Origin of the sequence: Sediminicoccus sp. BL-A-41-H5, from assembly GCF_050632405.1 — a bacterium.
Taxonomy (GTDB): domain Bacteria; phylum Pseudomonadota; class Alphaproteobacteria; order Acetobacterales; family Acetobacteraceae; genus Roseococcus.
The window spans coordinates 2,226,765-2,238,799 of sequence record NZ_CP192601.1; the positions used below are offsets into that span (position 1 = coordinate 2,226,765).

7 protein-coding genes and 4 pseudogenes are annotated in these 12,035 nt (G+C 65.0%); 5 read left to right on the forward strand and 6 right to left on the reverse strand.

Annotation, left to right across the window (positions count from 1 at the left end; all coding sequences use genetic code 11):
- Positions 1 to 66: 66 nt before the first annotated feature.
- Both ACQ860_RS11075 and ACQ860_RS11080 read right to left on the reverse strand, forming a co-directional pair.
- Positions 67 to 1,169 (reverse strand): annotated as a pseudogene (locus tag ACQ860_RS11075) (IS3 family transposase).
- Between the two features lie 117 nt (positions 1,170 to 1,286).
- Positions 1,287 to 2,501, reverse strand: a pseudogene (locus ACQ860_RS11080) (IS3 family transposase).
- Positions 2,502 to 2,881: 380 nt separating this feature from the next.
- Between ACQ860_RS11080 and ACQ860_RS11085 the strand changes: the two are divergent.
- The 5 genes and pseudogenes from ACQ860_RS11085 to ACQ860_RS11105 all read left to right on the forward strand — a co-directional run.
- Positions 2,882 to 3,358, forward strand: a complete 477-nt coding sequence (locus tag ACQ860_RS11085; RefSeq protein WP_431303428.1) for a hypothetical protein — start codon at positions 2,882 to 2,884, stop codon at positions 3,356 to 3,358.
- Between the two features lie 103 nt (positions 3,359 to 3,461).
- Positions 3,462 to 4,058: a hypothetical protein gene (locus ACQ860_RS11090; RefSeq protein ID WP_431303429.1), complete on the forward strand. Its 597-nt coding sequence runs from the start codon at positions 3,462 to 3,464 to the stop codon at positions 4,056 to 4,058.
- A gap of 1,344 nt (positions 4,059 to 5,402) precedes the next feature.
- On the forward strand, positions 5,403 to 6,080 hold the full coding sequence (locus ACQ860_RS11095) for a response regulator (protein ID WP_431303430.1): 678 nt from the start codon (positions 5,403 to 5,405) through the stop codon (positions 6,078 to 6,080).
- On the forward strand, positions 6,068 to 7,414 hold the full coding sequence (locus tag ACQ860_RS11100) for a sensor histidine kinase (RefSeq protein WP_431303431.1): 1,347 nt from the start codon (positions 6,068 to 6,070) through the stop codon (positions 7,412 to 7,414). The genes ACQ860_RS11095 and ACQ860_RS11100 overlap by 13 nt, the downstream gene beginning before the upstream one ends.
- 97 nt (positions 7,415 to 7,511) lie before the next feature.
- Positions 7,512 to 8,513 (forward strand): annotated as a pseudogene (locus tag ACQ860_RS11105) (IS3 family transposase); the annotation flags it as partial.
- On the opposite strand, the pseudogene ACQ860_RS11110 reads toward ACQ860_RS11105, so the two are convergent.
- The 4 genes and pseudogenes from ACQ860_RS11110 to ACQ860_RS11125 form a co-directional block, all read right to left on the reverse strand.
- A pseudogene (locus tag ACQ860_RS11110) lies at positions 8,484 to 9,230 on the reverse strand (integrase core domain-containing protein); the annotation flags it as partial. The pseudogenes ACQ860_RS11105 and ACQ860_RS11110 sit on opposite strands and share 30 nt — an antisense overlap.
- 100 nt (positions 9,231 to 9,330) lie before the next feature.
- Positions 9,331 to 10,152, reverse strand: coding sequence for an efflux RND transporter periplasmic adaptor subunit (locus ACQ860_RS11115; protein WP_431303432.1), 822 nt, complete (start codon positions 10,150 to 10,152; stop codon positions 9,331 to 9,333).
- Positions 10,149 to 11,675 (reverse strand): TolC family protein, encoded by a 1,527-nt coding sequence (locus tag ACQ860_RS11120; protein ID WP_431303433.1) that lies wholly within the window; start codon positions 11,673 to 11,675, stop codon positions 10,149 to 10,151. Before ACQ860_RS11120 ends, ACQ860_RS11115 begins: the two co-directional genes overlap by 4 nt.
- 11 nt (positions 11,676 to 11,686) lie before the next feature.
- Entirely contained in the window at positions 11,687 to 12,004 is a 318-nt protein-coding gene (locus ACQ860_RS11125) for a DUF3467 domain-containing protein (RefSeq protein ID WP_431303434.1), read from the reverse strand.
- Positions 12,005 to 12,035 lie beyond the last annotated feature (31 nt).

Sequence of the window (12,035 nt, forward strand, 5' to 3'; positions counted from 1 at the left end):
TTGGAAGTTGAAGTTTGATCCGCGACCAAAGTTTGGACCGCCGGAAGTTGGAGTTTTCCGGCCTGGTCACGACGGCGGGCTGGTTGCGCCATCGGGATTTTGCTGCTCACAGCGGACCTTATCGCCGATCGCGTCGTGCGGTCTCTCCTCGTTGTAGTATCGACGCCAAGCCTCCATCTTCTCGCGGGCATCGGCAAGAGTCAGGAACCAGTGGGTGCTCAGGCACTCCGCACGGAACCGGCCGTTGAAGGCCTCGATATCGGCATTGTCCGTTGGCTTGCCCGGCCGCGAGAAATCCAGCGTGACCTCGTGCGCGTAGGCCCATAGATCGCCATCACGAGACACGAATTCCGTTCCCTGATCCACGCGGATCGTCTTCGGATAGCCCACCGTCGCGCAGATACGCTCCAGCGTCTGCACCACATCCTCGCCCCTGTAGCTGAACCGTGGGTCGATCACCGCCGCATAGCGCGAGAAGATATCGACCACCGTCAGCACGCGCAGCCGCGCTCCCGTCGCCAGCTGATCGTGCACGAAGTCCATCGCCCAGGTTTCATTCGGCGCCACAGCATCACAAAGGTCATCCCGCAGCTTCGCCTTCACCCTGCGCTTCGGCGCCTTGTGCCGCAGTTGCAGGCCCAACTCATTGGTGATCCTGCGAGTTCGCTTCTGGTTGATCATCCAGCCCTCACGTCGCAGCAACAGATGCACGCGCCGATAGCCGTATCGGACACGCGTCTCGCAGATCGCATTGATCCGCTCCTCCAAACCGGCCTGCCCGTGTCGACGCGACTTGTCGTGGTACATGGACGTATCGAAGGACAGTGCCCGGCAGGCCCGCCTGATCGACATGCCCCAGCCCACCCGCATGCCGTCGACCAGCTTGCGCTTGCGAACAGGCCTCAGATTTTTCGGCGGATGACGTCCTGCAGCATCTCCCGATCCAGCGTCAGATCGGCCACGATCTTCTTCAGTTTCGAGTTCTCATCCTCAAGCTGCTTCAGCCGGCGCATCTAAGCCGGCAGCAGGCCGCCTTACTTCTTCTTCCAGTTGAATTAGGTCGCCTGGCTGATGCCCACCTTGCGGCAAACCTCCGCCACCGGAAGACCCTCGGCGCCCTGCTTCAGCACGAATGCCTTCTGCGCCTCCGTAAACCTCGATGCCTTCACCGCTCTCCGCTCGTCCCAGCCAGGGAAATCTCAGCAGAGAAGTCCATCCGAAAGCGACCCAGTTTCCCGGTCGCGGATCAAGTTGCCCCGCTTCCGCTGACGGTGAGGGTGTAGGGATCAGTTGCCTTCCGGCATGGCTCTGGCTTCGTATTCGATGGGTGAGAGATAGCCCAGGGCCGAGTGTCGCTTGGTCGGATTGTAGAAGCCCTCGGTGAAGGCGAACACCGCCATTCGAGCCTCTGCCTGGGAGCGGAAGCCACGCCGATCCAGCGGTTCGCACTCGAGGGTGGCGAAGAACGCCTCTGCCATGGCGTTGTCCTACGCATCGCCAGCCGAGCCGGTCGAGGGGCGCACGCCCGCCTCTTTGCATCTCAAGCCGAAGGCAACTGACGTGTATTGGCTGGCCTGGCCAGAGTGATGCACCACGTCGACGTGGCTTCCTCGTCGTCACGGCCATGTCGAGTGCATCGAGCATCAGGCGCGTGCGCAGATCCGTCGCCATCGCCCAACCGACGCTGAGGCGCGAGCGCGCCATCGGCCCGAGCGCCGCGCCGAAGGGCGCGACCAGACGTCGAGAACGACGGCGAGGAACAGGAATCTCGCCGCGGTCAGCACACAGGTGATGTCGGCCACCCAGGGCCGGTTCGGCACCACCGCGCGAAAGTCACGGCCGACGAGATCGTTGGCACGCCGATGGCTGGGCTCCCGCTGCGTGGTCGCCGGGAAGCGGCGCCGAGAGATGCCGCGCTGCCCGGCGCCGCGCATCAGCCGCGCCACCCGCTTGCCGGCCACGGCCGTGCCCTCAGCCTAGAGCTCGGCATGCACGCGTAGCGCGCCTTACGTGCCGTGCGAGGCGGCATGGATCGTGCGGATCCGGCGTAGCAGCGCCGCGTCGCTCGTGGCAGGGGCCGAAGCCGGGCGGCTGCGCCACGCGTAGAAGCCGGAGATCGAGACGCCCAGCACGCGCGCCATGGTTGCAATGGGGAATTCGGCTTGGGTGCGCGTTCATGAATTCGAGGACCCGTTCAGGGCTTCCTCCCGCGCGGTCGGACGTATATGTCCGCCGGCCGCCACCTTTACCAAGATGTCGCGCTCTTGACGCAGGCGGTGGTTCTCACGGCGGAGCTTCGTCAGTTCCTCCCGCTCGGGACTGGTCACGCCGCCCTCCTTGCGAGCCCCACCGTCGCGCTGGGCCTGACGAACACAGTTCCAGATCGACTGCGCCGTCGGCTCGATCTCCCTGGAAAGCTCCTCGGGTGTTCGTCCTGATCGGACCAACTCCACCATCTGCCTCCGGAACTCCGGTGGGTAAGGCACTTTGAACTTCGGCATCTCGAACACCTCCATCTCAAGCTTCGGGGTGTCCACGAAACCGGGTCGACTCCAACCGGAGCGCAGGAAAGGGGGAGCGAGCGCGCACTCAGCCGTGTCCAGCGTTGATGGTGCGGGCTTGATCCCTCCGGCGAAAGCGGTCGGGGGCCATATCTGGTGACGAGCCGCTTGCGTCACCCGGAATTAGAACGGCGAAACCACACAAAAGCGCCTTTATATTAATCCCTCTCCAAAAATATCCTTGCCTGAAGTGAACGCGGCAAAACTCGAAGGAAAGTATCTTGAATATTTTAGGGTAAATTAATATTCGTTATTTCGTCGCGGGCTCGGTGGATGAAAGTGTTCATTGCGCGGTCTGCAATCGGAAAAGGCTGTAAACGATGAAAAAAATGCTTCTGGCCACTTTGCCGCTTCTGGCGCTGAGCGCCGCGCCGGCCTCAGCTGACGACAACAGCTCCCACGGGAATTTTGGCGCGGCGGGTTTGCTCGGCCTGACCGGCATGTTGGGGGGCAGCTTTGAAGGGTTCCAGGCCGGTGGCGCCTGGGTTAACGGGTCCTCGCTGGTGGCTGGCGGGACGATCGGTGACCGCATGGGCTCGATGTCGGCGTCTCAGGTGTCTTCCGAAACCCTGGGCAACGCCACCTCGGCGGTGACCGGATTTATCAACCCCGGCACGATGCAGTTTGGCGGCAACGCTCAGACGTCGTTCTCCGCCAGCTCGGGTGGCTTTGGCTCGTCGAACCTCGGCGGGCTCAACTCTTTCGTCGCTGGCACGACTGGCGCCGGCCTGGCCGGTACGACCGGCACGCTGGGCCTCACGGGCATGATCCAGCTTGCCCCGTTTGGGACCCGCTAGGCGGTAGTTCGGCGGCCCGTTCAACCAGGCCTGCCGTCGCCGTTGGTGTGAGCGAGGGAGGCGGCTCCCTCCTCACATGCCCGTCTGTACAGGAAAAAGTCTGATGACTCGTCTTACTCTCTATCTCTGCGGTGCTGTTCTGACCTTGGGGTTTGGCGCCAACGCATCCGCGCAAACGACCGTGCAATCGGGGACGCAGTCCGGCTCTGAAGCCGGCGCCTCGGCGGCTGCCATTGCGGCGCCGACCTATTACTTCAGTGGGAACCCGGAGCGACAGGACACCGTGAGTCGCGTGACCACGGTGGCGCCTGTCACTGCGCCGAATATCTTCTCGTCCAACCCTTGCGTCGTCTCCGTCTCCGGCGCGATGTCCGTGATGGGCTTCGGCATGGCGCTCGGCGCAGGCGTCGAGGATCGCGACTGCACGCGGCGTGCGAATGCCGCCTTGCTCGCGCAGATGGGTCTGGCGCGCGCAGCCGCCGAAGTGCTCTGTCACAACAGCGAGATTCGTGCCTCGATGGCCGTGGCTGGCGTGCCCTGCGCGGCGGACCGTCCGGCCAACACCATCATGCCAAACCCGCCGGCGCCGCCTGCCTCCAACGTCTCCGCTGCTCCCGGGGCGACGTTCGTGCGAGCGCGCCCCGATTGGTGCGACACCGCCTCGGCGGCTGAGCGCCGCGCCCGTCCCGGAGTCTGCTGATGGCGGGGCGGGGAGGGCGAGCCCTTCCCGCTTCCCTGGCCGGCGGACGAAGGAGACGGACAGTGGTGCGGATCATGCTGCTTGCCCTGGCCGCGGGTCTTGTCGCTTGCAGCCCGGGTGAGCGCAGTGCTGTCTTTGTCAGGGGAGGCGGGCAGACCATACAACCCGTCGCTTCGACAGAGAGCCTGAGCCAGAGCGTGGGTTGCGCCCATATTGCGCGCCTGCTGCATGATCCCAGCGCACCCGTGTCAGATCTGGTGCGGCGGCGGGCCGAGTGCCCGTCCGATGGCGCGCCCGGGTGGATTGTGGTGCGCGACGAGCAAGCCTTTCAGAACTACGAGGCCATTGGCCGTAACATCCGGGCCAGCACACGCCCGCCGGCCATTGTCGATGTGCGCCCTGTGGAGCCAAGTCTGGTGACGGCGGCGAACCGTATGGCCGAATGCGGTGCGTCCAGCGGGCGACGTTCCCCATGCCGACCGGCCGAAGTGGCGTCGCGCGCTCATGCGTCCGCCCCGCGTCGTCGCGACAGTCCGAGGGTGCATTCCGCCGCCGGATGCGTGAGTTGTCCGCTGGATGACGGGTGGTCACCGCCGTGAGATAGGGCCAAGAGGGTCTCGACCTCGCCTGCTCGTCTACAGGGGTTGGTGATGACCCGGGAGGCGGCGATGATACAGGCTCCGCCTGCGCCTTGATCCGACGCATCCTCGCTGCATGTCCTGACAGGGCACTACATCAAGTGCCTGGTCTCGCCTTTGGTGTGGCCGATCGAGTTGGCGGCTTGGAACTTGGCGCGGCGCCTGCACGCATACTCCATGTGCGCGGGCACTCGGCCAGCGATCCGGCGTGCTGCGGAGCGTCAGCTTGCTGGACCTCCTGCCTGAGAGCGCCGAACTGAATGTCGTCGAGCGGGTCCGGCAGAACGGCAGGATCGCTCTCTCGCGGGTCGGCAGTCCACAGGCACGCTCGCCAACTTCACCGGCAGCTGTGGGGCCAGGAAGCGCCCCTCCGAAGAAGCGGGACGCTTCGGATCGCTGCAGGTCGCCTGCTGGATCAGCAGGTCGAGCGATGATGCAGTTGGTATCACGCGGCTCTTGAGCGGGCCTCTGTTCAACCACGCGGTGCAGGTTCCCCGGGCCGTTGCCGCACACGATCTCTGGTTCGGGCGACCGACACAAACTCCGAGGCGCTTGGCGGGGCCGCGATGATAAAGCACTGGTCGCCGTCTGGATCCTTGGCGGTCATCACATGGCGTCCTCGGCCGGCAGCATAGCCGACAAAATCACCAAATCTCGAGCCGACGACAGCTAACCCCGTGAGCCAGATCACTCGTAAACTGGCTTCATGAGGTTTCTTTTGGTCGAGGATGCAGCCCGTCTGCGTCAACTCTTGTCGGATGCGGTGCATGCGGCGGGGTGGAACATCGACGCTGTCGACACGGCTGCCGACGCGCGCGAGGTCATCGCAACCACGCCCTATGATCTTTACCTCGTCGATCTCGGGCTGCCGGATGGGGATGGCCTCGACCTGGTGCGGAGCATCAGTCTTCTCGGGACCAAGGCGCCCGTCCTTGTCCTGACCGCGCGCGGCGCCCTGGAGGACCGCGTCGCCGGGCTGGACAGCGGCGCCGACGACTATCTCGTCAAGCCGTTCAACGCGGCCGAGTTGCTCGCTCGCTGCCGGGCACTCCTGCGCCGCTCGCCATTAGCGGTGATGCCGGTGATGACCCTCGGCCGGCTCGCATTCGACAGCGCACAGGGCAGGGTTACCTGCGACGGCCAGGACCTCGGCCTGACGACCCGTGAGAAGAGCGTGCTGGAGGCGTTGATGAGGGAGGCAGGGCGCGTCGTCGCGAAGCGCCGGCTCGAGCATAGCCTTTCAGAGTTCGGCGAGGAGTTCTCGAGCAACGCTGTTGAACTGACCGTGTCGCGCCTGCGCCGAAAGCTCGAGGGATGTGACACGGGCACGTCCCTCGAGACCGTCCGCGGGGTCGGCTACCTGCTGACCGAATGCTTGCCGTGACGCGGCGGGCGCAGTCGCTCATCAATGTTGTAGGGACCCGAATCGTCGTCTTTGCCTTGCTGGCGGCGGCGGCCGACAGTCTCCTCACCATCCGCCACCATGCAGTGCACACTGACATGGTCGGGCGGCTGGTCGTCGAGCATGAGGCTGAGGCTCTCGGACAGGGCGTTCGGATGTCGGATGGCGATCTGGTCTATGATCTCCCTCTGGCGATGTCGCGCTACCGGGACGCGAACAGCGGCTACCTCGCCCGCGTGCGGACTCTCGACGGAGCGACGCTGTTCGTGAGCTGTTCATCGGAGTGCGACGGGACGTTCCCGCAGGTGCAAGACGCGCGCACGACCTTCTGGCTGGGAGGACAGTCTCCCGATTCATCATTCCGGTTGGTGGGCGGGAAGATCACCGAACATGGTCCGCAGCCGCTGCAAGTCGACCTCGCGATCCTCGGCGATACAGAGGGCGTGGCCCGGCGCGTGCTGCGGAACGCGCTGCTCGATGATCTCGTCATACCGGTCGGCGCAACCGTGTTGATCTTTCTCGCGGTGATCATGCCAATCAGGCGCGCGCTTTGGCCCGTCACGGAGGCCGGGGACCGCATCCTCCGACTGGGCCCGGCCGCCGCCGACAGCATCTCCACGCGTGACCTGCCGCGCGAGGTTGCGCTGCTGATCCATGCCGTCCGGGACGCCTTTGCCAAACAGACCGAGGCGATGCGGAGCCAGAAGATCTTCGCTGCGGCGATCTCGCACGAGGTCAGGACGCCGCTGACAATCGCGCGCCTGGAGCTCGAGAACATCGCCGATCCGCGCGCGCGCCGGGTCGAGGCCGATCTCGAGGCACTGAACCGGCTGGTGGAGCAGCTCACGGCGCTGGCCCGGCTCGAGACGACGCCCGACGCCCCCAGCGCCGTTGACCTTGCCGCGCTCGCGGGGGACGTCGTCGGTGCCCTCGCCCCGCTGGCCTTCGGCAAGGGCAAGAAGCTCGCGCTCCAAACCGAGGGCAGCGGCTCGGTCCAGGGGCACCCGACACTGATCGAGAACGCCCTGCGGAACCTTGTCGAGAACGCCATCCGGCACGCGGGGCCGGGGGCAGCCATTCAGGTCGTCGTCGGGCCCGGCGCCCAACTCGCCGTCATCGACGACGGCGGGAGCGATCGCGCATGCGGCGGTGCGGGGCTGCTGGATCAGAACGCCGCCGATCGCCCGGGGCTCGGATTGCGCATTGTGCGGCGGATCGCAGAATTGCATGGCGGGCAGCTGGAGATCAGACCGCAGCCCGCTGGGGGAGTCCTCGCGCGCTTGTGGCTTGGCGCCGCGCACGAGACCCGTCACTGACTACGGACCTGTTCCCTTTGAAGCGTCATGGGCATGACGGGCTCCCCTGAATTGGCGCCAATTTTCGGTTGGGTCTGATCCAGCAAGGGACGGACGGATGAAGCGCAGCAGGTTCAGCGACGAGCAGATCATTGGGGTTTTGGAAGCAGCAGGAAGCCGGCGCGGCGACGGCGGATGTGTGCCACCGACACGGCATCAGCGGGGTGACTTTCTACAAGTGGAAGGCCAGGTTTGACTGCCTTGAGGTGACCGAGGCCAAGCGGCTTCGGACGCTTGAGGGTCAGGCCGCGTAGCGGACGAACAACGCCAAGCCGAAGAAGCTGCTGGCGGAGGCGATGCTGGACATCGCGGTTCTGAAGGACATCTCGACAAAAAAATGGTGACGCCCGGCGCGAAGCGGAGCGCGGTCGCCCATGCCCGGGAGTGCCACGGGCTGAGCGAGCGCCGGGCGTGTGAGCTGATCGGCATTGCCCGACGGGTGGCGCAGTATCAGCCGAGCCGGGCGGACGATGCTGGCCTGCGACAGCGCTTGCGAGAGCTGGCGGCCGAGCGTCGGCGGTTCGGGTATCGGCGTCTGGGCTATTTGCTGGCGCGCGAGGGCCTTGCGCCAAGCCACAAGAAGCTGTTGCGGCTCTACCGTGAGGCAGGGCTCAAGGTGCGCCGCCGTGGTGGCCGGAAACAGGCACTGGGCACTCGGGCGCCGATCGTGCTGCCGCGGGGGCCGAACCAACGCTGGTCACTGGATTTCGTGTCCGACGCGTTGGGCTGTGGTCGGCGGTTCCGTATCCTTTGCGTGGTGGATGACTTCACGCGCGAATGCCTGGCGCTGGTGGCCGACACTTCGCTGTCGGGTGCCAGGGTGGCGCGTGAGCTCGACGCGATCGTGGCGCTCCGCGGCAAGCCCCTGGCGGTGGTCAGCGACAACGGCACTGAGCTGACTTCGACCTCGATCCTGCGCCGGTCGCAGGAGCGGCAGGTGGAGTGGCACTATATCGCCCCCGGGAAGCCGACGCAGAACGCGTTCGTCGAGAGCTTCAACGGACGCCTGCGGGATGATTGCCTGAACGAGACTGTTTGGTCCCAGCATTTCGTAGCGCGGATTTGCGATGAACCTGTGCGGTTCTGCGGCCCACCACCGACTGATGGTTTGGTAGGGTGTGAGGCCCTTCAAGGTCTTCAGCCGCCTGGCAAGGTTATGGGCGTCGAGGAGCAACGCGAGGTGTCCGCGACGCTCGTCGTGGCGGCTGTCATGGTAGCGTCGGACGGTGGCGTCCTTGATGGTGCGGTTCATCCGCTCGACCTGCCCGTTGGTCCAAGGATGCTTGGGCTTTGTGAGGCGGTGTTCGATGCCGAGCGGTGCGCTGCTTGGCTTGGCGGTGCAACTCGACGAAGGCGAACTTCGAGGTGCGGTCGATGGGGACGAAGAGGTAGAGCTTGCCCTCGGCGCTGCGAAGTTGGGCGAAGGCTCGCCCGCGACGTCGGGCAGGCGGGAGATGCCGTGGCGTTGCAGGTAGCGGTGCAGCGAGGAGCGGGTGAGATGTGGAATGGTAGCCTGCAGCGCATAAAGGCAGTCATCGGGCGCCAGCAGGGCATGGCGCCGGAAGGCGACGATGATGGCCTGGTACTCGATGGTGAGGACCGGTGATGTCGGCCCTGTCGGCCGGTCGCTGACGGAAGTCCTGGCGCGCCATTTGGCAACAGTCTGGGGATTGATGCCGGAGCGCCTGGCCAGCGCCCTCAGGCTCGCTTGACGATGCTGTATCGCTCGACGGATCGCCTCTGTCGTTGTGGCGCTCCCATGGAGAACCTGGGCCATAGCGCATCCTTCCATTCGGCTGAGAAGAATGCACCACCAAATCCCGGGACCAAACATCAGGAAACGATGTTCAGTCTGCCGAAGCCGGCGGATTGCCACTTCACGGCACAGGGACGCGCAGGCGCGCACGGGCGCCCGCACGCAGCCGGCCGTCAGGGTTCTGTATCTCGACCCGCACCTCGGCCAGGCCACTCGCGGGATCAGTGACAGGTGCAATCAGAATGACATTCCCCTGCAGAAGTTCCTCGCCCTGCTCCGTCTCCATCATGACGAACCCCGGCGCACCAACGCGCAGCCTGCCGGCAACGCGCTCCTCGACACCGCCGACAAAGAGGAGCCGATCCAGGTCGACCAGCCTAAGAATGCTTTCATTCGCCTGCACGCTCTCGCCGGGGTAGCGGAGAATGCGCACGACACGCCCGGCCATGGGCGCGCGCAGCGTCCGCCGTTCCAGAGCCTCACGCGCGGCCTCGTAATCCAGCCGTTCGACTTCTTTCGCGGCACGGCGCAATTCAATGTCACTCGTCGCAGCGATGACCGCCAACTCCTTGGCCTGCACCTCCTCGCGGCTGATGGAAGCGTTCGCCGAAAAGATGGAGCGTGCAGAACGAAGCTGCATGGTCAGGATGGGAAGGCGCGCGATCGCGGCATTCAGTTCCGCGTTGCTTTGCCAAAGCGCGCGGCGGCGCTCCATCTCGATGGTCTCCAGCCGATTGTCGAGGTTCAGGAGAGGGGCGCCGGCTTCGACGCGGTCACCATCCCGCACGGCCAGAGCCTCCACTCGGCCGCTGACCGGCAGGGCGAGGTTGAGGTCTAGGGCCGCGCGGGTATAGCCCGGAATCCAAAGCTCCTCGGCCGCGGCGTGGCCCGCGAAAAGGAGGAGCAGCGTGAGGCATGCGCCTCGGAGGCGAGAAATTGTCATTCCAGTTGGAGCTCCGCCGCCAACCTCCCAGTCGTGAAGGCGAGCGCGTACTTGGCCCGTATGACCGCAGTCCGGCGCAACAGCAACTGCTCCTCGGCCTGGAACAAGTCCAGGCGACGGCGCAATAGCTCGATACTCGAAAGTCGTCCCCCCTCGGACTGGGCCTGGGCGAAACGCAACAACTCCTGCTGGCTCCGCAGAAGGCGCCGCTGGGCATCCAACTGCGTGATGGACAACAACGCCGCGTCACGGGTCGCCTCCACTTCGTTCGCAATGCGCCGCCGGGAGGCAACGCCAGCCAGTTCCATTTGCTCCTGCCGCAGCCGGACAGCATCCAACTCAGCACGGGCACGCTGATTGCCCTGCAGCGGGACACGCAATTCAATGCCAGCCCCCCAGACATGGTAGGGGCCTCGCGTCGCCTGATCGAGGGAGTTGCCAGCCGAATCGGCAAGGCCATCCAGATCATAACGGGCGGTCACGTTCAGCTGTGGCAAGAGCTGGTTCTGCGCAATCGTCACCCGAAGGCTTTCGCGTGCGATCCGCATGGCCGCGATCCGGACCTCTGGCCTGAGATTGAAAGCCGTCTCCCGCAACTGGTCCTGCGGAGGTACCCGGAGCGTCACATCGACAAGCGGCTCAAGCGGGCCAATCGATGTGGCGGCGGGTAGCGCGGACCCCGTAATTCCTTCCCCGAGCAGAAGGCTGCGCATGGCCGTGCGCGCGTCAAGCAGATCCTGACGCGCCTGGCCGAGTTGGACGCGGCGAACATCACGAAATGCTTGCGCCTCAACGACTGCACCCGAACCGCGCATGCCGCCCTCCGTCATGCGTTCGGCACTACGCAGAAGTGACTCGGCCACCTCGACTCCGGATTGCAGCAAGCGGACCCGCTCTGTTGCTTCCTGCACCAGGAGATAAGCAACCACGGCCTCCATGAGACGCTGCAGAAGCGCCTGCCGCATCGACTCGTTGGCAATCCGCAGATCATGCTCGGCAATGTCGATCGGCGCGGTGTTGACCGCGCGCCCCGCGCCGCGCAATAGCGGCTGGGTGATGGCGACACCCAGGACGGACCGGTATTCGCGCCCATAGAGGCTCGATGGTTGCAGATTGTTCCGATACCGATCGAGTCGATATGCGACTTCAATGTCCGCCCCGGTTTGCGTGCGCGTCGCGACGCCTGCGCTGAAATCCGTAACGCGGCTATTGAACACCGTCGTGCCAGCCCGCTGATCCCGCTGTTGCGCGGTGTTCTGTGTGTAGTTGCGATCGCGCCTGCCCAGGATGAACCCAACCGGCTCAAAAGCTCCGCGTGCTGCCCGGCTATCAGCCGCCGCGATTCCCACGTCACTGCGCCGCATCAGCAATGTTTCATCTGTCTGCAGCACAGAGTCGGCAAAGCTCCGCAAGGACAAGGTCGCTTCGGCGAGGGCGGTGCTGGACCAGGCACCGGCAAGCAGCAGAAAGCCTGCCACTTGCCTCGCTTTGCGCCAATTCCGGCTGGACGGAAATCTGGTCATGAGTCGAATGTTTACTTGGCGCGCGCTTCGAGGACGCGCGTCAGCGTGTCCAGCAGGCTACGAGCCGTGGAAGGTGTCATAATGATGCGGTTGGTCAGGCCGACCGTGATCTCACCCCCCGCGACACTCCAACCGCGATTTGTGCCGAAAAGAACCATGATCTCGTCGGCCGTCGTCGCGATGCTGGCCACATTGGCGTAGGTGCTGGCCATCTGCGTGTCATCGAAGCGCACACGCACCTGAGTTCCGTCCGGGGCCTCCTGTGCGGGTGCCGCTGCAGGAGTGATGACATCCACGGGGCCGCCATCCTTGCGCATATCGTCGTTCAATTTTGATCTCCTGAGTAGGGTTTCATATCCG

Excerpts from the sequence above, each read along its gene's own strand:
- ACQ860_RS11085 (WP_431303428.1), top strand. The coding sequence starts at position 2,882 with ATGAAAAAAATGCTTCTGGCCACTTTGCCGCTTCTGGCGCTGAGCGCC.
- ACQ860_RS11100 (WP_431303431.1), top strand. The coding sequence starts at position 6,068 with ATGCTTGCCGTGACGCGGCGGGCGCAGTCGCTCATCAATGTTGTAGGG.
- ACQ860_RS11090 (WP_431303429.1), top strand. The coding sequence starts at position 3,462 with ATGACTCGTCTTACTCTCTATCTCTGCGGTGCTGTTCTGACCTTGGGG.
- ACQ860_RS11120 (WP_431303433.1), bottom strand. The coding sequence starts at position 11,675 with ATGACCAGATTTCCGTCCAGCCGGAATTGGCGCAAAGCGAGGCAAGTG.
- ACQ860_RS11115 (WP_431303432.1), bottom strand. The coding sequence starts at position 10,152 with ATGACAATTTCTCGCCTCCGAGGCGCATGCCTCACGCTGCTCCTCCTT.
- ACQ860_RS11095 (WP_431303430.1), top strand. The coding sequence starts at position 5,403 with ATGAGGTTTCTTTTGGTCGAGGATGCAGCCCGTCTGCGTCAACTCTTG.